20 protein-coding genes and 1 pseudogene are annotated in these 19,698 nt (G+C 71.6%); 8 read left to right on the forward strand and 13 right to left on the reverse strand.

Annotated features, from left to right (window positions below; translation table 11 throughout):
• Positions 1-9 precede the first annotated feature (9 nt).
• From gcvH to A6A06_RS00390, 5 genes and pseudogenes are all read left to right on the forward strand, one after another.
• Positions 10-384 carry a glycine cleavage system protein GcvH gene (gene gcvH / locus A6A06_RS00370; RefSeq protein WP_073757601.1) on the forward strand — a complete coding sequence of 125 codons (375 nt, stop codon included), beginning with the start codon at positions 10-12 and terminating at the stop codon, positions 382-384.
• Positions 385-440: 56 nt separating this feature from the next.
• A complete protein-coding gene (gene glyA, locus A6A06_RS00375; RefSeq protein WP_073757603.1) occupies positions 441-1,700 on the forward strand; it encodes a serine hydroxymethyltransferase in 1,260 nt (419 codons plus the stop codon).
• Between the two features lie 349 nt (positions 1,701-2,049).
• Entirely contained in the window at positions 2,050-3,714 is a 1,665-nt protein-coding gene (locus A6A06_RS00380; RefSeq protein ID WP_073757605.1) for an APC family permease, read from the forward strand.
• 123 nt (positions 3,715-3,837) lie between these two features.
• A complete protein-coding gene (locus tag A6A06_RS00385) occupies positions 3,838-5,220 on the forward strand; it encodes an L-serine ammonia-lyase (protein ID WP_073757607.1) in 1,383 nt (460 codons plus the stop codon).
• 214 nt (positions 5,221-5,434) lie between these two features.
• Positions 5,435-5,914, forward strand: a pseudogene (locus A6A06_RS00390) (IS5/IS1182 family transposase); the annotation flags it as partial.
• A gap of 203 nt (positions 5,915-6,117) precedes the next feature.
• Here the strand turns inward: A6A06_RS00390 and A6A06_RS00395 are convergent.
• The 4 genes from A6A06_RS00395 to A6A06_RS00410 all read right to left on the reverse strand — a co-directional run bounded on the left by A6A06_RS00395 (position 6,118) and on the right by A6A06_RS00410 (position 8,903).
• Positions 6,118-6,675, reverse strand: coding sequence for an HNH endonuclease domain-containing protein (locus tag A6A06_RS00395; RefSeq protein WP_242440506.1), 558 nt, complete (start codon positions 6,673-6,675; stop codon positions 6,118-6,120).
• A 379-nt stretch (positions 6,676-7,054) separates the two neighbouring features.
• A complete protein-coding gene (locus tag A6A06_RS00400) occupies positions 7,055-7,726 on the reverse strand; it encodes a class I SAM-dependent methyltransferase (RefSeq protein ID WP_079193709.1) in 672 nt (223 codons plus the stop codon).
• Between the two features lie 59 nt (positions 7,727-7,785).
• Entirely contained in the window at positions 7,786-8,049 is a 264-nt protein-coding gene (locus A6A06_RS00405) for a hypothetical protein (protein WP_073757613.1), read from the reverse strand.
• Between the two features lie 146 nt (positions 8,050-8,195).
• The gene (locus A6A06_RS00410) at positions 8,196-8,903 is read right to left on the reverse strand and encodes a phosphatase PAP2 family protein (protein ID WP_073757616.1); all 708 of its coding nucleotides are present in this window, start codon (positions 8,901-8,903) and stop codon (positions 8,196-8,198) included.
• A 535-nt stretch (positions 8,904-9,438) separates the two neighbouring features.
• Between A6A06_RS00410 and A6A06_RS00415 the strand changes: the two genes are divergently transcribed.
• From A6A06_RS00415 to A6A06_RS00425, 3 genes are all read left to right on the forward strand, one after another.
• Entirely contained in the window at positions 9,439-9,993 is a 555-nt protein-coding gene (locus tag A6A06_RS00415; RefSeq protein ID WP_073757618.1) for a GH25 family lysozyme, read from the forward strand.
• Between the two features lie 71 nt (positions 9,994-10,064).
• Positions 10,065-10,895 carry an ammonia-dependent NAD(+) synthetase gene (gene nadE / locus A6A06_RS00420; protein ID WP_073757620.1) on the forward strand — a complete coding sequence of 277 codons (831 nt, stop codon included), beginning with the start codon at positions 10,065-10,067 and terminating at the stop codon, positions 10,893-10,895.
• Between the two features lie 208 nt (positions 10,896-11,103).
• Positions 11,104-11,451 (forward strand): hypothetical protein, encoded by a 348-nt coding sequence (locus tag A6A06_RS00425; protein WP_073757622.1) that lies wholly within the window; start codon positions 11,104-11,106, stop codon positions 11,449-11,451.
• A 32-nt stretch (positions 11,452-11,483) separates the two neighbouring features.
• On the opposite strand, the gene A6A06_RS00430 is transcribed toward A6A06_RS00425, so the two are convergent.
• From A6A06_RS00430 to A6A06_RS00465, 9 genes are all read right to left on the reverse strand, one after another.
• Complete coding sequence (locus tag A6A06_RS00430; protein WP_073757624.1) at positions 11,484-12,125, reverse strand: disulfide bond formation protein B; 642 nt, start codon at positions 12,123-12,125, stop codon at positions 11,484-11,486.
• 105 nt (positions 12,126-12,230) lie between these two features.
• A complete protein-coding gene (locus A6A06_RS41310; protein ID WP_199930611.1) occupies positions 12,231-12,395 on the reverse strand; it encodes a DUF5993 family protein in 165 nt (54 codons plus the stop codon).
• 136 nt (positions 12,396-12,531) lie between these two features.
• A complete protein-coding gene (locus A6A06_RS00435; protein WP_073757626.1) occupies positions 12,532-13,362 on the reverse strand; it encodes a cytochrome c biogenesis CcdA family protein in 831 nt (276 codons plus the stop codon).
• On the reverse strand, positions 13,359-14,180 hold the full coding sequence (locus A6A06_RS00440; RefSeq protein WP_073757628.1) for a DsbA family protein: 822 nt from the start codon (positions 14,178-14,180) through the stop codon (positions 13,359-13,361). Before A6A06_RS00440 ends, A6A06_RS00435 begins: the two co-directional genes overlap by 4 nt.
• A gap of 59 nt (positions 14,181-14,239) precedes the next feature.
• A complete protein-coding gene (locus A6A06_RS41315; protein ID WP_073757630.1) occupies positions 14,240-14,806 on the reverse strand; it encodes a hypothetical protein in 567 nt (188 codons plus the stop codon).
• A gap of 514 nt (positions 14,807-15,320) precedes the next feature.
• The gene (locus A6A06_RS00450) at positions 15,321-15,872 is read right to left on the reverse strand and encodes an ATP-binding protein (RefSeq protein ID WP_073757632.1); all 552 of its coding nucleotides are present in this window, start codon (positions 15,870-15,872) and stop codon (positions 15,321-15,323) included.
• A gap of 264 nt (positions 15,873-16,136) precedes the next feature.
• The gene (locus A6A06_RS00455) at positions 16,137-16,904 is read right to left on the reverse strand and encodes an enoyl-CoA hydratase/isomerase family protein (protein WP_073757634.1); all 768 of its coding nucleotides are present in this window, start codon (positions 16,902-16,904) and stop codon (positions 16,137-16,139) included.
• An 82-nt stretch (positions 16,905-16,986) separates the two neighbouring features.
• Positions 16,987-18,207 (reverse strand): L,D-transpeptidase, encoded by a 1,221-nt coding sequence (locus tag A6A06_RS00460; RefSeq protein WP_073759569.1) that lies wholly within the window; start codon positions 18,205-18,207, stop codon positions 16,987-16,989.
• Positions 18,208-18,448: 241 nt separating this feature from the next.
• The gene (locus A6A06_RS00465; RefSeq protein WP_073757636.1) at positions 18,449-19,630 is read right to left on the reverse strand and encodes a L,D-transpeptidase; all 1,182 of its coding nucleotides are present in this window, start codon (positions 19,628-19,630) and stop codon (positions 18,449-18,451) included.
• Positions 19,631-19,698: the final 68 nt, after the last annotated feature.

The following is a 19,698-nucleotide window of genomic DNA, read 5'->3' on the forward strand; positions in this document are numbered from 1 at the left end:
AATCAAGACATGAACAACCCCCAGCAGCTGCGCTACAGCAAGGAGCACGAGTGGCTGTCGGCCGGCGAGGAGGGCGTCTCGACGATCGGCATCACCGAGCACGCCGCCAACGCGCTCGGCGACGTCGTCTTCGTGCAGCTTCCTGCGGTCGGCGACACGGTCACGGCGGGCGAGACCTGCGGTGAGCTGGAGTCGACCAAGTCCGTCAGCGATCTCTACTCCCCCGTCGACGGCGAGGTCACGGAGATCAACGAGGACGTCGTGAGCGACCCCTCGCTGGTGAACACCGCCCCGTTCGAGGGTGGCTGGCTGTTCAAGGTGAAGGTGAGCGGCGAGCCGGACGACCTGCTCACGGCCGACGAGTACACCGCCTTCACCGGCTGACCCGCCCACCCGCCGCCCGGCGGGGCCGTGCGCCCCGCGGAACCCCAGGAAGAGTCATGTCGCTTCTGAACAGCTCCCTCCACGAGCTCGACCCCGACGTCGCCGCCGCCGTCGACGCCGAGCTCCACCGTCAGCAGTCCACCCTCGAAATGATCGCGTCGGAGAACTTCGCCCCGGCCGCCGTCATGGAGGCCCAGGGCTCGGTCCTCACCAACAAGTACGCCGAGGGCTACCCGGGCCGCCGCTACTACGGCGGCTGTGAGCACGTCGACGTGGTCGAGCGGATCGCCATCGACCGCATCAAGGCGCTGTTCGGCGCCGAGGCCGCGAACGTGCAGCCGCACTCCGGTGCGCAGGCCAACGCGGCCGCGATGTTCGCGCTGCTCAAGCCGGGCGACACGATCATGGGTCTGAACCTCGCGCACGGCGGGCACCTGACCCACGGCATGAAGATCAACTTCTCCGGCAAGCTCTACAACGTGGTGCCCTACCACGTCGACGAGGAGTCCGGTCAGGTCGACATGGGCGAGGTCGAGCGCCTGGCCAAGGAGACCCGTCCGCAGCTGATCGTGGCCGGCTGGTCCGCGTACCCGCGCCAGCTGGACTTCGCGGCGTTCCGCCGGATCGCCGACGAGGTCGGCGCGTACCTGATGGTCGACATGGCGCACTTCGCCGGTCTGGTCGCGGCCGGGCTGCACCCCAACCCGGTGCCGCACGCCCACGTCGTGACCACCACCACGCACAAGACCCTCGGCGGTCCGCGCGGCGGTGTGATCCTGTCCACCCAGGAGCTCGCCAAGAAGATCAACTCGGCGGTCTTCCCGGGCCAGCAGGGCGGCCCGCTGGAGCACGTCATCGCGGCGAAGGCGGTGTCCTTCAAGGTCGCGGCGAGCGAGGAGTTCAAGGAGCGCCAGCAGCGCACCCTGGACGGCGCGCGCATCCTCGCCGAGCGCCTGACGCAGTCCGACGTCACCGAGGCGGGCGTCTCCGTGCTGTCCGGCGGCACCGACGTGCACCTGGTCCTGGTGGACCTGCGCAACAGCGAGCTGGACGGCCAGCAGGCCGAGGACCGCCTCCACGAGGTCGGCATCACGGTCAACCGCAACGCCGTCCCGAACGACCCGCGCCCCCCGATGGTCACCTCGGGCCTGCGGATCGGCACCCCGGCCCTGGCCACCCGCGGTTTCCAGGCGGAGGACTTCCGCGAGGTCGCCGACATCATCGCCGAGGTGCTCAAGCCGGCGTACGACGTCGAGGCGCTCAAGGCCCGGGTGACCACCCTGGCCGGCAAGCACCCGCTGTACCCGTCGCTGTGACCGGCTCGCAGCCGTCGCCGTGACCGGCTCGCAGCTGTTGCTGTGACCGGCTTGGCAGCTGTCGCTGTGACCCGCGCCACCCGGACCGTGACCGCGTGCCCCTGCGGCGCGTCCGCGGCGGCCGTGTGACGCGTCCGCCGCGGCCGTGTGACGCGTTTCATGAAGTGCGCCCCGCGAGGTGCCGCCGAGGTGGTGTCCGCGGGGTGAACAGGCCGTGCGCCCGGGGTCGTTGGCCCCGGGCGCACGGCTTTTCCGTCCGCCTTACGGTGATTTTGCGCCACATAGGCTGAGGTCGGCCCCTCAACGACGCGGGGCCCTTCGCACCACAGCAGGACGGAACACGCACGGCATGGACATGAGCGCGGGCAACCGCAAGGGGATCAGTCTCTTCGCCCTGATCATGATCGGCATCGGTTCGATCTTCGGCTCCGGCTGGCTCTTCGGTGCCGGCTCCGCCGCGCAGGTGGCGGGGCCCGCCGCGCTGGTCGCCTGGGTCATCGGCGCCGTCTTCATCGGCATGATCGCGATGTCCTACGCGGAGGTCGGCTCCGCGTACCCGATCCCCGGCGGCATGGCCCGCTACGGCCACCTCTCGCACGGCCCCGTGCTCGGCTTCCTGACCGGCTGGGCGGTGTGGATCGCGGTCGCCTCGCTGATCCCGATCGAGTCCATCGCCGCCACCCAGTACATGTCGTCCTGGGGCTTCGGCTGGGCCCGGGGCCTGGTCGACCCGGCCACCAACCACCTGACCGCGGCCGGGAGCGGCGTCGCGCTGCTGCTGACCTTCGTGCTGTGGCTGACCTGCTACTGGTCGGTGCAGCTGCTGGCCCGCGCCAACGCGGTCCTGACGCTGGTCAAGTTCGCGATCCCGGTGCTGGCCGTGGCCGCGCTGATCGCCTCCGGCTTCCACACCTCGAACTTCACCGCGCACGGCGGCTTCGCCCCGTACGGCTGGCCGGCCGTGCTGACCGCCGTGACCACCTGCGGCGTGGTCTTCGCCTTCAACGGCTTCCAGGCCGTGGTCAACCTCGGCGGCGCCGCGAAGAACCCCGGCCGGGCCATTCCCGTCGCCCTGGTCGGCGCGCTCTCGCTGGGCCTGGTGATCTACCTCGCCCTCCAGACCGCGTTCCTCGGCGCCGTGCCGCCGGAGCAGCTGGCACAGGCCGGCGGCTGGCACGGGGTGAACTTCAACTCGCCCTTCGCCGACCTGGCCAAGGTGCTGATGCTGCACTGGGTCGTCACGATGCTCCAGTTCGGCGCCTTCATCTCGCCGGCCGGCTCCAACATCGCCAACGTCGCGTCCGCCGCGTACATGGTGCAGAACCTCGCCGAGACCGGCTTCTTCCCCAAGAAGCTGGCCGCCGTGCACCCCCGGTACGGGACCGCCCGCCCGGCGATGTGGCTCAACCTCGGCTTCTCCGTGCTGCTGCTGATCACCGTCGGCCACAGCTGGAACGCGCTGGCCAGCGTGATCTCCGCCGCCATGGTCATCTCGTACCTCATCGGCCCGATCGCGGTGGGCGTCTTCCGGCGGACCAGGCCGGACCTGCCGCGCCCGTTCCGGCTGCCCGCGGCCGCGGTGCTGTGCCCCGTGACCTTCGCCTTCGCGGCGTGCGCCCTGTACTGGTCGAAGTGGCCGGACACCGGCAAGGTCGCACTGCTGACGCTGATCGCCGCGCCGGTCGCGGCGGTGGTGCTGCGGCGGCGTGGCGAAACGAATCTGCGCAAGCAGTTCGCGCCTGCCTGGTGGCTGGTCGGCTTCCTGGCGTGGATGTCCCTGGTCTCCGCGCTCGGCAGCCCCGACTTCGGCGGCCACGGCGTCATCCCCGGCGGCCTGGACATCGCCCTCGTCGCACTCTCCGCCGTCGCCTTCTACCACTGGGCCGTACGCGCCGGAATCCGGGCCCACGAGACCGGCCTGACCGGCACCGACTCCGCGCTCGACGCCGGGACCGGCTCCGCTGCGTCTTCTGCCGTTGCGCCGGAGGACAACCGTCCGATGGCCTCCGTCTGAGAGTCTGTGCGCCGTCCGGGTTAGGCTCGACAGTCGGCGCAGAAACGTACCTCCTGTTTCGCCCGCCCCTTCAGCTCCATTTGCTCCACCGTCCACCACGAGCAGACAAGGGAGTCCGCCACCGTGGCCATCTCCGTGTTCGACCTCTTCTCCATCGGCATCGGCCCGTCCAGCTCCCACACCGTCGGCCCGATGCGCGCCGCCCGGATGTTCGTCGGGCGGCTCAAGAAGGACGGTCTCCTCGCGCAGACCACGGCGGTACGGGCCGAACTCTTCGGCTCGCTCGGCGCCACCGGCCACGGCCACGGCACCCCCAAGGCCGTCCTGCTCGGCCTGGAGGGCCACTCCCCGCGCACCGTGGACGTCGAGACCGCCGACGAACAGGTCGAGCGGATCCGCAAGAGCGGCCGGCTGCGGCTGCTCGGCGCGGAGATAGGCAGCGACCACGAGATCGCCTTCGACGAGTCGACCGAGCTGATCCTGCACCGCCGCCGCTCCCTGCCGTACCACGCCAACGGCATGACCCTCTTCGCGTACGACGCGGCCGGCGCGCCCCTCCTGGAGAAGACCTACTACTCCGTCGGCGGCGGCTTCGTCGTCGACGAGGACGCGGTCGGCGAGGACCGCATCAAGCTCGACGACACGGTCCTGAAGTACCCCTTCCGCACCGGCGACGAGCTGCTGCGCCTCTCCCGCGAGACCGGGCTGTCCATCGCCTCCCTCATGCTGGAGAACGAGAAGGCGTGGCGCACGGAGGACGAGATCCGCACCGGGCTGCTGGAGATCTGGCAGGTCATGCGGGACTGCGTGGCCCGCGGTACGTCCCGCGAGGGCATCCTGCCCGGCGGCCTCAAGGTCCGCCGCCGCGCCGCCAACGGCGCGCGGGCCCTGCGCGCCGAGGGCAACGCCGAAGCCCACGCGATGGAGTGGACCACCCTCTACGCGATGGCCGTCAACGAGGAGAACGCGGCCGGCGGCCGGGTCGTCACCGCCCCCACCAACGGCGCGGCCGGCATCATCCCCGCCGTCCTGCACTACTACGTCAACTTCGTGCCCGGCGCCGACGAGGAAGGCGTCGTCCGCTTCCTGCTCGCCGCCTCCGCCATCGGCATGCTCTTCAAGGAGAACGCCTCCATCTCCGGCGCCGAGGTCGGCTGCCAGGGCGAGGTCGGCTCGGCCTGCTCCATGGCGGCCGGCGGCCTGGCCGAGGTCCTCGGCGGCTCCCCCGAGCAGGTCGAGAACGCCGCCGAGATCGGCATGGAACACAACCTCGGCCTGACCTGCGACCCCGTCGGCGGCCTCGTCCAGATCCCGTGCATCGAACGCAACGGCATGGCCGCGGTCAAGGCCGTCACCGCCGCCCGCATGGCCCTGCGCGGCGACGGCCGCCACCACGTCTCCCTCGACAAGGTCATCAAGACCATGAAGGACACCGGCGCCGACATGAGCGTCAAGTACAAGGAGACGGCCCGGGGCGGCCTGGCGGTCAACATCATCGAGTGCTGAGGGCCCTTTGGGCCCGGTTTTTCCGGGGGGCGTTGTTGCGCGTGGGGTCCAGTGAGTGGGGGCTCGATCCCACGCGGACGGGGCCACTCTCCCCCCAGCCTTCGGCCGAGGGCTCCCACGGCCCCCTCAAGGCGTCCTTGCAGAACGATCTTCGTGTGGCGCGGTGGAGGGGCGGTGACGTCGTTCCTTGAGGGTGAGGACGGCTCGGCGGAAACCGCAGGAGTTGGGCTTCGGGTCCGGACCGACACGCTGGCGGCGCCTGGCCGAAGGGCAGCAGGCCGGCGTCTGGGAGGAATTGCAGCAGGTGCTGCTGGACCGGTTACGGGCGGCGGACCGGCTGGACTTCTCCCGCGCCGCCGTCGATGCCTCGCACGTGCAGGCCAAGCGGGGGCGAAGCCGCCCAGAAGTCGGCCCGAGCCCGGTCGACCGGGGACGGCCGGGTTCCAACCCCGACTATGACCACGACGTCTACCGCCGCCTGCGACAGCGGAACATCATTCCCAAGGTCGCTCATCGAGGACAGCCGCACGGCTCGGGACTGGGTCGGGTGCGACGGGTCGCCGAAGCAGCCATCGCCCACCTCCACGGACCACGCCGACTGCGCGTTCGCTGGGAAGCACGCGACGACATGCACAACGCCTTCCTCCAACTTGCTCACTGCAAGACCCTCGCTCGCAAGCTCCCAGCTCCTTGAAAGGACCCCTAAGACCGCGGTGCCGTAATCGTGCACCACGTCGCCTGGCTGTCCTGCGGGGATACCCCTGCGTGGTCCCGAGCCCGTGCCGTGGGCGGGTTTCCCACCGTCGTGGTTGACAGACCGGGCCTCACGGGTCTGAGCGGCGGCTCTGCCTCTGCGACGGGGGCCGTACAAGATGTGAACGGCTGTGCGCGGAGGGCTTACTCGCAGGCCTTCTCCACCTCTCGCAGGAATGTGGGCCAGTTCGGTATTCGGCGGCCGGGGATCGCGTTCTTCAGGGTGAGCCGCAGGGTGGTCCGCAACGGGTAGGGCGAGCGCATGATCGCCTCGTTGCGGTGGGCCAGCCGTGCCAGTTCCGTCCCGGTGGGCATCCGGTCGCTCTTCTCCCCGTTGCACTTCCGGTGGGCTACGGCAAGGTTCCACAGGGCATCCAGGTCGGGTCCGCGCCAGCCACCGACGCTCTCGAAGCGCCGCAGGAGCGCGTACGGGAAGACGTGGTCGACGGCCGTGCGGGCGCCGGGGTCCACCGGCTCGTCGCAGATGTGGCAGCGTCCGTGCTGGAACCCGGCCACGGCACCGGCGACACCGGTGACCGGGCGGCGTCGGTGCCGGTCCGTCAGGTGCAGGGTGGCCCGGTCGACGTGCACCCCCTCCGTCATCAGACTGCGGCCTATACCGGTCGCGAAGCTGTTCTCCACGATGCTCCAACGAGCGTCCAGCTCCGCGCGGAGCGTGGTGGGCTGGGCCAGGCACGACACACCGTAGGGTGCGCGTCCGCCGCCGGGTGACGCCATAGCCGCCCCGCCTCCGCCCCGTGAGCCTCACCACGCGGTGGGCGGACACGACGGTGATCGAAAACCTCCCCCCAGCTGGCCGCAGACGCCAAACAACCTGAGGGGGTGCGTAGGGGGCCATCCCCGCAGAGCAGCCGGGTATCTGGGTTCACGATGTAGTCACCGTTGCCGTACACGGTGTCGAGGAGTTGGCCCCCTGCGCGCCCCCGCCCCACGAGTCACACAATGCGACCCGCCCGCCAGCGAACCCCCGCGCGAAGCGCAAACGCCCACCCCGCCGGGGGGAACCCGACGAATCAGGTCCAGCCCCTAGGGGTACGTCGTCGGCTGCCCCACCGGCGCGTCAGAGGTGGCCCTTCTCGAAGGCCAGCCCAGTCCAGTGGATGTCACCGCGGCCCAGGTGGTCCGTCCCGTTGTCGCGGAGGCGAATGGAGCGCAGGGCGTGCTGCTCGGCGAGGGTGACGGTTTCGTGGGTGGGGATGTCGTACATCCGGCGGTTGGTGGGGGGTGGGCCGTGTCGGAGGGAGAGGAAGAGGCGGCCGCCGGGGGCCAGGAGGTCGTGGAGGCGCCGCATGGCAGGCGGGCGGTCCTCTTCCGCCAAGTGCATCCATACGGCGGAGAGCAGGATCGCGTCGAAGCCGGTCTCACCGGCGAGGCCGGGCAGGGCGGGGAGGGAGTCCGCCAGCCAGCGGATCGCCGGGGTGGGATGCAGGCGGCGGGCCACGCGGCGCAGTTCGGGTACGGGTTCGACGGCCAGGACGTCGTAGCCCCGGGCGGCCAGCGCCGCGGCGTCCCGGCCCGTGCCCGCGCCGATGTCGGCCACGCGGGCCGGGGCCGCGGGGAGCAGGGGCAGGAAGTCCTGGTGCACGGTCTCGAAGGAGACGCTTTCGTACCGCTCGGCCAGTGCTTCCGCGGCCAGCGCGTAATAGCCCTGGACGCCCGGCAACGCTCCCCCGGCCGTCTGCTGCTGTGGAGCGCCCGTGCCGCCGCCCGCTCCCCCGCTCGTCGTCGTCATACCCGCAGACTACGGCCGGGCACTGACAGTGCCTCCGCGACTGCTGGCCCGACCCCGCCTCACCTGCCTATTTCCCAGGCGAACGGCGGAAGTTCACGGGCCCGCAGGTAGACCTCCATGGCGCTGCCGGCCGGGACGAACGGGTGGACGCGGGCACCTTCGAGACCGGCCAGCACCCGTGCGCAGTGGTGAACGCACCCGGCGACCTCCCGGCCGTGCGGGTAGATGATCGTGGCCGCTTCGTGCGGTCCTTCGCAGGGCGTCGGGTCCTGTGGCGGTGCGGCGGGGCAGCGTGTCTGCGCACAGCGGTGTCGGTGTTCCATGGAGGGCCTCCCCCTGGGCGGATGGTGCGCACGGTGCCGGTGGACGGCGGCGCGGGCCACCGGCGTTCACGGGGGTGGTGCTCGCCCTCGTGCCGGTCCATGCCTCCCTTGGTGAACATCTGGGCAGGTCGTGAACCGTTCAGGGGTCACGTGGTGACACCGGGGTCGTGCGGGGAAGCGGGGGCGGGTGGGGCCGGGAGGCGGCCCGTCCGTACGTGGTGCAGGGCGAGGGAGAGCCAGGCGGCGGCGAGCAGCCAGCCCGCGAGCACGTCGCCGGGCCAGTGCACGCCCAGGTGGATGCGGGTGAGGCCGACCGACGCCGCCCACACGCCGGCCAGCCCGCAGACCAGGTAGCGGGCGGGCCTGCGGGGGACGCGGGTCAGCACGGCCCACGCGAGGATGCCCGCCACCAGGAGGGAGGTCGTGGAGTGCCCGGAGGGGAAGGAGTGGCCGGTGGCCCGGCCTGCCCAGTCGGCTGCGGAGGGGCGTGGGCGGGCGATCAGTTCCATCAGGCCGTACCGGACCGCCTGGCCGAGGAGGAGTACGCCCAGCGCGACGGCGGCCGCGCGCAGCCGCTCGCGCGCGTCCCGCCCGGCGAGCGCGCCCGCCAGCAGGGCCAGTGCGTACGGTGCGGGGCCGGTGCCGGTGGCCGTCACCACGAGGGCGGCCGCGCCCGCCGCGCCCGGCCGGTGGTCCACTGCCCAGGTGTGCGCCGTCTGTTCGGGCCCGAGCGGGACCCAGCCGTGCGCGGCGAGCAGCGCGGCGGTGGCGGCGAGGAGCAGGACGCACAGTGCGGCGAGGAGGAGCGGGCCGGAGAAGCGCGGTCGGCGCGGGCGCGTTTCGGACGGGGTCACGGAGCGCTCCCCGGGGGCCGCGGAGGCGCGGGGGTCTGCCGGGCCGCGGAGGGGCCGCCGGAGCGAGCGCCCCGGGCGCGTCGTGCTGCATGCGTCATCCGGCAAGTCTGCCAAGGTCAGAGATGGTTCGTGCCGGGCATATATGTCAGGGGCAGCTGCTCCGGCGGCACCGCGGCCCTCCGGCCGGGTACCCCGCCGGTCCGCGCCGCGCACGCCGGCGGGCGGCCGAAACATGGGGGCGCCGGGTCTGGCCGGACTCCGGCGCTTCTCTGGCCGATGCGCGCCCCTTCCGTGGCCGGACCGTGCGCCCCTCCCCCGCTTCCGGGGCACCGGCCCCTACGTATCGCTACCGGAACGGCAGTCGATCATCCCCGGTCGAAGAACGTCATCCGCCACCGTACGCCCGTCAACAACGCGTTGATCAGCGGAAATTCGCCGCCGGACTCTGGCGCGGGACACCGTGAACATGTTGAACTGCTGATAACACCACGTGACGCATCGTAATCGATCGTTTTCGGTCGGCAGGAGGCCGCACATGCTGCATGGCGTCGACGTCAGCTCCCACAACCCCTCGTATTCGGCGACCGGACTGGACTTCGTCGTCATCAAGGCGACAGAGGGCCGCTCGTACATCAACCCGCACCAGAGCGCTCAGGCGGCCAAGGCCCGCAACGCGGGCTGCGTGGTGGGCTTCTACCACTTCCTGTGGCCGGGCAACATCGCGGCGCAGGCGAAGTACTTCGTCGACAAGTGCGCGTCCGTCGAGGGCGATCTGCTGGCTGCGGACTGGGAGCGCACCGGCGGCGGCACGTACGCGAGCAACGCGCAGAAGGACCAGTTCCTGAAGGAGGTCAAACGGCTGCGCCCCACGCACCGCGTGATCCTGTACTGCAACCGTGACTTCTGGCTCAACCACGACACTACGTCGTACGCAGCCGACGGCCTGTGGATCGCCGACTACGTCGCGGCCGGGCACCCGCGCATCAAGGCGCCGTGGCGCTTCCATCAGTACACGGACCGCCCGCTGGACAAGGACGTGGCCGATTTCCCGGACAGGGCCGCTCTGAAGGATTGGGCCGCTCCGTCATAGAGTCGACCCTGTCCGCACCAGCACCGCGCACCCTGAGTACCGGGCTGGCCCCTCCGTCCGAAGGAGCAGCCGTGACCGACCCGGCGTCCACGTCCCAGCAGCAGGAGATCGCCCGGGACCTCCAGGTGTCCGCGTCGTTCGACGTCCAGGCGGAGATCGAACGCCGGGTGTCCTTCCTCACGGAGCGGCTGACGTCCACGGGCCTGCGCGCGCTCGTCCTGGGCATCAGCGGCGGTGTGGATTCCACCACCGCCGGCCGGCTGTGCCAGCTGGCGGCGGAGCGGGCCCGTGACGCGGGGCACGACGCGACGTTCTACGCGATGCGGCTGCCGTACGGGGTCCAGGCCGACGAGCACGACGCGCAGCTGGCGCTGGACTTCATCAAGGCCGACCAGGTGCTGACCGTCGACATCCGCCCGGCGAGCGACGCCATGCTGGACGCGGCGCTGGCCGGTCAGGTCACCTTCCGGGACGAGCGGCACCAGGACTTCGTCCAGGGCAACATCAAGGCGCGGCAGCGGATGATCGCGCAGTACGCGGTCGCGGGCGCCCAGGACGGCCTGGTCGTGGGCACCGACCACGCCGCCGAGGCGGTCTCCGGCTTCTTCACCAAGTACGGCGACGGCGCGGCGGACGTGGTGCCGCTCACCGGCCTGACCAAGCGCCGGGTGCGCGCGGTCGCCGAGGCGCTGGGCGCTCCCGCCGAGCTGGTCCGCAAGGTGCCGACCGCCGACCTGGAGACGCTGGACCCGGGCAAGCCGGACGAGGACGCCCTCGGTGTCACGTACGACGACATCGACGACTTCCTGGAGGGCAGGCCGGTCGCCGAGAAGGCGTACCAGTCGATCGTCCGCCGCTACCACGCCACGGCCCACAAGCGCGAGCTGCCGACCGCTCCCTGAGCTGCCCGAGCGGGGCTGTGCGCGGGGGCCGGACCGGCCCCCGCGCCGCCTTCGCGCCCGGCCCCGTGCCGCCTGTCATGCTCCGGCAAGGGGACGGTCATCCGAGGTGTGCTCAATCGTGGCCCGCGGCGGGCATGGATGGGGCATGCGAAGCCGTGAAATGCGATCGGAAGATCAACTGTCAGTGGGGCCCTCTACGCTCCGGAGCATGGGTTACGCAGACCTGCGCGAACTCCAGACCGCGCTGACGACCGCATCCGACATCGCCTCCTCCCTCCAGGCGGCGCCCACCCGGCGGGACGCCGACGAGCTCGTCGACGTCCTGCGGCAGGCGCTGACCGCCGCCAGCTCACTCAGCACCCTGACCGGCCCGACCGGCTGCGCCATACATCCGAACGGCGCGGTCGATCCGCTGTACGGCGACCCCGAGGACCCGCTGCCTCCGGGGTACGGCAAGTGCCTGCTGTGCAACGACCGCCGCCGCCGCGCCGACGCCGGCCCTCACCAGCCGTATCACTGGGACCGGCAGGACCACTCCGTGCGCCGGAGCGCCTAGGGGGCCGTCCGACCGGGCCGGCTCCGGCCTGCTCAGTCCAGGAAGCCGAGGTCGTAGAAGAACTCGTAGCGGGCCGGATCGTCCGGCAGGAACCAGTGGAAGCCCTCTTCCAGGAGGACGGCGACGACGTTGACCGCGATGACCAGCGCGGCGAACGACAGGGCGAAGCGCCCCACGGCCCGGTACGGGCCCGTGGCGGGGACCCGCCGGTCGGCCGCCGTGCTGTACGCGAAGGCCATGACGACGCCGATGGCGACGACCGACGCCTGGAAGAGGATCCACGCCCAGACGTAGAGGTGCAGGCCGAGCGCCTCGCTGCCGTATCCCCGGTCCCCGGGCAGGATGTGCAGCATCGTCTGCCGCCAGGCCGCGAAGGACCCCGCGACGCAGCCGATGAGGGCCAGGCCCCAGCCCATGAGGCAGTCGCGGCGTGCGACCGTGCCGTTCAGGCCCTGCCGCACGATGTACGCGGGGCCGAGGAGGGCCAGCATCATGAACATCCGCTGGACGACGCAGAGCGGGCACGGGTATTCCCACCGTACGAACTGGTAATAGAGGCCGCCGCAGATGATGCCGGTCCAGCCGATGACGAAAAGGCAGGCGAATCCGTACTGGCCGCGGGCCACGATCGCGGGCGGCCCCGGTTCCAGGTCTGCGAGAGAAGGTGCGCTCATGAAAGCCGGCAACTCCGGATCGTGAAAAGCGGCGGGGGATAGTGGAAAGCGGCGGGGCGGTAGGGGAAGGGAAGGCGGCGTCCGGGGAGCCGGGTATTTCCCGGGTCAGTAATTCAGGGACAGGGCCAGACCGCTGGTGATGTGGTGGGCCAGCAGGGCGAGCGTCGCGGCCAGTATCAGCCACCACCACCCGAGGACCACGGCGCGGCTCTTGTTGCCCGCGACCGCCAGGAGCGCGACGAGCAGGCCCGCGAAGACGAGGGTGTCCATGGCTCGCGAAAATAGCGCCTGGACAGCGCACGGGCGGTCCGACATCCCGCATCGTGCGGGGACGCCGGACCGCCCGTGGGCCGGATGGCCCCTTCCGCGCCGCCGGTCACCCGGCCGTTTCAGGGGGCCGGGCCGCTCAGTCCTGCCGCTTCTTCTCCGGGCGCAGCGCGATGCGGCCCAGCACCGCCGCCACGACGAGCGCGATCAGAGCGATCAGGACGTAATCCGGTACGGAATTCCCGATCCTGGTGGCCCATTCCTCGACGCGCACCTCCGCGTCCGCGTCCAGGATTCCGGGCAGCGCGCTGGTCCCGTTGAAGGTGAGGAACAGGACGCCGATTCCGATGAAGAACAGGCCGGACACCAGTGAGGTGGTGTGCAGCCGCAGCTTTCCGACGCTGAATTCCCGGCCGCGCAGCCAGCCCCGGCGGCCCAGCGAGAAGCGGTCCCAGAGCAGTGCGAGCACGAACAGCGGAAGGGCCATGCCGAGCGCGTACACGGCGAGCATGGAGGCGCCGTAGACCGGCGATCCGCTGACCGCCGTGACCGTCAGCACCGCGCCCAGGATCGGCCCGGCGCAGAAGCCCGCGAGGCCGTAGACGCAGCCCAGCAGGAACGTGGACAGGGCCGAGCGCGGGGTGATCCGGGCCGCCGCCTGCTGGGCGCGTTTGAAGGCGAAGCCGATGCCGAGGATCTGGGCGACGCCCATCGCGATCACGACCCAGCCGCCGATGGCGACGAGCAGGTCCCGGTGGCCGTTGAACAGCCGGCTGGCGGCCGTGCTGGCCGCGCCGAGCGGGACCAGGGTGGTGGCCAGACCGAGGTAGAAGACGCCGGTACGCGCCAGCAGCCGGCCCGGGTGGGACAGGGAGTAGGCGAAGAAGGCGGGCAGCAGCAGCGCGCTGCACGGGCTGAGCAGGGCGAGGGCGCCACCCAGGAAGGCGGCGAGGAAGCCGATGTCGCTCACTTCGCCTCCTCCGCCGTGCCGGAACCCCGGCCCTTCTCCCCGCCGCCGGACGGGCCGGCCTTCTTCGCCTGCTCGGCGGCCTGGCGGATCGTCTGCTCGAAGACGCCGGAGGGCTGGGCTCCCGCGATGGGACGCCCGTTGACGAGGAAGGACGGCGTGGACTGCACGCCGATGCCGTAGCCCTCTTCCTGGTCCTTCTTCAGGGCGGCAGCGGCGGCGGGGCTCTTCAGGTCGGCGCGGAACGTGTCGAGGTCGGCCACGCCGCTCCTGCGCGCCATCTCGACGAGCTTGTCCTCGGCCAGCGCGCTGCCCTTGTTGGTCTTGGCGTACAGCTCGTCGTGCATCTGCCAGAACTTGCCCTGCTGTCCCGCGGCCCACGAGGCGCGGGCGGCCCGCTCGGAGTCGGCGCCGTAGATGGTGAAGTTGCGGAACTCGATGCGCAGGGTGCCGTCGTCCACGAACTTCTTGATCAGCTCGGGCTGGGTCTCACGGGTGAAGCGCCCGCAGAACGAGCACTGGTAGTCGGCGTACTCGACGAGGACGACCGGGGCGTCCTTCTTGCCGACGGCGAGCGGGTCGCCGTCCGTGCGGCGGCTGGTCTGCTGCGCGAGCTGGTCGTACAGCTTCTGCTGGCCGTCGTCCTCCTGGGGAGAGACGGACGCGGCGGCGCCGGGCGTGTTCGCGGCGCTGTCCGTATCGCCTTCGACGGCCTTGCCGACGGCGACGCCGATGGCGACGAGCGCCACCACCAGGGCGACGACCGCACCGATGGCGGCGATCTTGCGTGTGGGTGAAGCGGATGACGAGGAAGTGGGCATGGGAATGCTCCAGACGTACCGGGAGGAAAAGGGGGTCAGGCCGTGCGTACGGGCACGGTCTAAATCCGCAGTACGGGCAGGAGCGCGGTGTGATCGGTGGCGGGCGCCGTTCCGGTGGGCGGGCGGGCGAGCCCGAAGCACGCGGGAGTGGCGGCGGCGAGCGGGGCGGGGGCCGTGGCGGCGGGCGCCAGCGGCTCGCCGCGGTTCGGGGTCGGCACCGGGACCGACTCGTTCTGGCTGGGGGCGTGCTGCCCGGAGCACTTCTTGGGCGCCTGGGCGACGGCCTGGTGTCCGGGCTGGCCGGACGTGGTGTCACCAAAACCGGACACCGCGCGGACGGCCGGAGCGCGGCCGGCCGCGGGCCCCTCGGCGTCCGCGGGCCCTTCACCATCCGCGGGCCCTTCACCATCCGCGGGCCCTTCACCACCCGCGGCCCGCTCGCCGTCCGCGCCGCCGCCGGGCGTCCGGTCTCCGGTTCCGTCGGCGGCCTGCGTGACGGCCTGCGCCGCGGCGGCCGGCTGCACCAGGGCCGGCTGGGCGCCGCCCACCCGGCACAGCAGCGGCCCGAAGGTCACGGCGAGCAGGAGCAGCAAGGTCGCGACGGCCGAGCGGCGTACGCGTTCCATGCCCTGGTCTCCTTCCGCTTCCGTCCCCCGGAGCCGCGCCGGGTTCCGTCGCGGTCCGGTGTCCGGTGTTCCGGCGGCGCGGCGGCGGCGTTCTCGGTGTGAGCCGCCCATTCTACGGACCGCGGGCCCGCCGTCCCGCTACCGACCGTCCCTCCCCGCCATCGAGTTACGTGCATAGCCCACCCTCTTGATCGCATAACCATTGAGGGAATCGATTACTTAACCGCTAAATGCAAGGCCAGTGTCGTAGCTCACCTTTGATCGCGTAGTGATTGATCAATATTCGCAGGCTTTTGTCCATAAATGCCGCTTTGGCAAGGCTGCGACCGGCCTGCCATAGTCGGTCCAGCGACCCCCCATTGACCCGGGCCAAGGTCGTCCAGACCCCGCGGGCACACCCCTTTCGCCCGCCGGCGGTCGACACTGGGGCCTCACCCGCACACACCGCGGGCAGGCCCCAGTCGCGTTCCGGACGCCCGTATCCCCGCGGCCCGCGGCGGCCCGGCGTGCCCGCTCAGCGGTCGATGACCCGCATCTCGAACCAGGTCGTCTTGCCGCGCGGCAGCAGATCCACACCCCAGCGGTCGGACAGCTTGTCGACGAGGAAGAGGCCGCGGCCACTGACGTCCATCTCGTGGACCGGCATCAGACAGGGCAGACCGCGGGACGGGTCACGCACCTCTATACGGATCCAGCCACGACGGCGGAGCATCCGCAGCCCGAAGGTGCGCGCGCCGGTGTGGCGGACGGCGTTGCCGACCAGTTCGGAGACCAACAGCACGGCGTGTTCGGCCAGTTGCGGGGAGACGTTCCAGCGCTTGAGGAGCACCGACTGGGTCAGCCGACGGGCGGTGAGGGCGGATTCGGGACGGGAGGGCAGGCGCACCTCGTCCAGCGTGGGGTCGCCCACCAGCTCCAGCGCCCTGGCGACGAGCTCGTCGTCGGACGAGCCGCTCTCCGCGCCCGCACCGGGGAGACCTCCGGGAAGTCCCCAGCGTGCGGCGGCCGTGCCGCTCCGCGGCCGCGGCTGCTCCATTCCTTCGAGGCCCGCCATGCCCCCCATCATGGCCGTTACCGCGGAGTCACGGGGGCGGAACCGTGGGAATACCCTGTCCGGAATAACCGGTTCCGACACCCTGCCGCGGCATATGCCCACGGCAGGGGAAGCCCGGCCGAAACCATGCTGACCTGCGGTGACTTCATGTGCCTACCCGATCATCGGGCGCCCTGGACGGGCTCCTTCCGGGGCGTGCGGGCGATTTCCGCGATTCCCCCACACGAGGCACCTACAGTCAGCCAAACATCACAGGCCCCGCCAACACCTGATTCCTCACCGGAACTTGGCCTTGCCCGGACCTTCCTCGACGAAGCTGCGCATGCCGGTCTCCCGGTCCTCGGTGGCGAACAGGCCCGCGAACCAGGAGCGCTCGATCGTCAGGCCGGTGTCGATGTCGGTCTCCAGGCCCGCGTCGACGGCCTCCTTCGCGGCCCGCAGCGCGATGGCGGGACCGGCCGCGAGCCGGGCCGCCCAGGCATGCGCCTGCCCGTAGACCTCGGCGGCGGGCACGACCCGGTCCACCAGCCCGATGGACAGCGCCTCGTCGGCCCGGACCTGGCGGCCCGTGAAGATCAGGTCCTTGGCCTTGGAGGGTCCGACGAGCCGGGCCAGCCGCTGGGTGCCGCCCGCACCCGGGATCAGGCCGAGCAGGATCTCCGGCTGGCCCAGCTTGGCGTTGTCGGCGGCGATCCGGAAGTCGGCGCACAGCGCCAGCTCGCAGCCGCCGCCGAGCGCGTACCCGGTGACGGCGGCGACCACGGGCTTGGGGATACGCGCCACGGCGGTGAAGGAGTCCTGCAGCGCCTTGGCGCGCTCGATCATGGCCGCGTGGTCCATGACCTGCATCTCCTTGATGTCCGCGCCGGCCGCGAACACCTTCTCGCCGCCCCAGATGACGACGGCGCGCACATCGTCGCGGCGGGTGGCCTCCGCGGCCAGCTCGTACAGCCGGTCCTGGGTGGCGACATCCAGTGCGTTCATCGGCGGGCGGTCCAGGCGGATGGTGCCGACGCCCTCGGCGACCTCGAAGTTCACAGTCATGGAGGCAGGTTAGCCGTCGTTAACGCGGGGCGGACCGGCGCCCTTCGGCCAACGGCCGCCGGCGCCGGCGGCGGCGCCGCGCCTACCGGCCGGCCCGCCACTTCTCCCAGGACATGTTCCATACGTTGAGGCCGTTGTCGGGCGCGATCGTCTCGTCGTGGGAGTTCTTGACCGTGACCACGTCGCCGATCAGCGAGTTGGCGTAGAACCAGGCGGCCGGGGTCGAGCTGTCGCCGCCGCCGCGCTGGTCGAAGAGGCCTATGCAGCCGTGGCTGGCGTTGCGGGAGCCGAACGCCGACCTGCCGGTCCAGTAGTTGCCGTGGATGAAGGTGCCGGACGCGCTCAGGCGCATGGCGTGCGGCACGTCCGGGATGTCGTACTCGCCGCCGAAGCCGACGGTCTCCCCGTTCATCCGGGTGACCTCGTGCTTCTCGCTGACCACCATCTGGCCGTTGTACGTCTCGGTGCCCGGCCCGCCCGCGCTCACCGGGACCGTCTTGATCTTCTTGCCGTCGCGGACGACGGACATCTCCTTCGCCTTGACGTCGACCGTGCTCACCTGGCTGCGGCCGACCGTGAAGGATATCCGCTTGGACTGCGTGCCGTAGACGCCCGGCCGCCCCTCGACGCCCTTGAGGTCGATGTCGAGCGTGACCTTCGTACCGGGAGCCCAGTACTTCGCGGGGCGGAAGTCCAGGCGGTCGTTGCCGAACCAGTGGCCGACGATCGGCACCGAGGGCTTGGCCGTGACCTTGATGCCCTTCTCGACGCGCCCGGGGTCGGTTATCCCCCGGGTGAAGTTGACGGAGACCGGCATGCCGACGCCGACGGTCTGGCCGTTCTCCGGGGTGTACCGGCCGACGAAGGTGTGCTCCGGGACGAGGGTGGTGAACGTCGCGTGCCGGGCGGACTCGCGCAGCTGGTCGTCGACCGCGACGGCGTCGACCTTGTACGTCGTGGCGGCGCGCAGCTTGCCGGTGGGCTGCCAGAGCGCGCCGCCGGTCAGCTTCCCGGCGACCGGGTTGCCCTTGTCGTCCTGGACCTTGACCGAGGTCAGCCGGCCTCGCGAGGAACTCACCTTCAGGGCGCCGTCGGTGGCCACGTCCTTGGCGCCGTCCTTGGGCGTGATCGTCACACCGGCCTGCGAGGGCTGCTTGTCCGCGTCGGTCCCGCCGCGCTTGTCGTCGTCACCGCCTCCGCAGGCGGTGACCAGTATCAGCAGGGCCGACAGCAGCAGCGCGAGCGTCCCGCCGCTCCTGCGTGGTCCTGCCCGCCGCTCCCCCGGCACCGGCTGCCCCGGCACCGGCTGCCCCTGCTGCACGTTCACGACTGGCCCCTTTGTTCCCTCGCCCGGCCCGCAATCCCCCGTACGCGCATATCTACCCACGCACGCTCAGCCGATAGATAACCACACCGCACTGACAGTGGCTTCACCCGGCGATGTCACCGTTCGGCCTCAAGTGATATGCGTGGGGCGGGATCGCACGAAAGGGAGTCCGGTTCGCCCCGAAGTCGGCCGGAACCGTCCCCGCGTCGCGGCGTCTCTAGCGCAGCGCCGAGCCCGCGCGCCACATCCGCCACGGCATGTTCCAGCCACCGAGGCCGTTGTCGGGCGCGACCGCCCGGTCCCGGGAGTTCACGACCTCCACGACGTCCCCGACCAGCGACCGGTCGTAGAACCAGCCGGCCGGGGTGTCCGGGCCGCCGCCCTGGGTGTCCCGCAGCCCGATGCAGCCATGGCTCGTGTTGGTGCCGCCGAAGGTCCGCCGGGGCGCCCAGTAGTTGCCGTGCAGGAACGTTCCCGAAGTGGTCAGGCGCAACGCGTGCGGCACGTCCGGGATGTCGTACTCGCCGCCGAAGCCCACCGTGTCCCCGTCCATGCGGGTCACCGGGTGGCGCTCCAGGATCACCATCTTCCCGTTGTACGTGGGGCTGGTGAGGCTGCCGGCGGTCACCGGGAGCGTGGCCAGCCGCCGGCCGCCGCGCCACACCGTCATCGTGTGCGCCGCCGCGTCAACCCGGCTGGTCTGATCCCGGCCGATCCTGAACCGGACCGTCTTGCGCTGGGCCCCGAGCACTCCGGGCGCCGCCCGGACGCCGCGCAGCCGCAGGTCCATCGTCACCTGCGTACCCGGCCGCCAGCGGGTACGCGGCCGGAAGTCCAGGCGGCGGGCGCCGAACCAGTGGGCGGCGACCTCGGCGGCGGGCCAAGCCGTGACGGAGACGGCGCGCTCGACGGCCGCGCGGTCGGTGACCGGCCGGTTGAACTCCAGCGAGACGATCATGCCGGTGCCGACGGTGGCGCCGTGCTCGGGCGCGAAGAAGCCCACGAGGCGGTGCGGGGGCACGAAGGTGGTGAAGGTGGTGTGCCGGGCGGACCGGCGGCCGTGCCCGTCCAGTGCCACCGCGTCCACCGTGTACCGGGCGGCCGGCGCGAGGCGGGCCGTTCCGGACGGGCGCCAGCTCAGCCCGTCCGGGGCGATCCGGCCCGGCACCGGCGTACTGCCGTCGTCCTCGGTGCGGCTGACCGCGACCCGCTCCAGCCGCCCGTCCGGCACCCGTACGGCGATGTGGTCGGTGTCCCGTACGTCCTTGGCGCCGTCGTCCGGGGTCACCCTGATCGCCTCCTTCGGCGACCGCGGCTTGCCCCCGGTCACGGCGTCGGGCAGCCCGCAGCCCGCCAGCGCCACGGCGGCCGTGAGGACGGCGACGGTGACGGCCGTCATGGAGGACGGCCCCCTGCCCCGGAGCGGCAGGCGCACCGGGCGGCTCCCCGCCGGAGCCCGTCGCACGT

Origin of the sequence: Streptomyces sp. CB02923, assembly GCF_001905005.1 — a bacterium.
Lineage (GTDB): Bacteria > Actinomycetota > Actinomycetes > Streptomycetales > Streptomycetaceae > Streptomyces.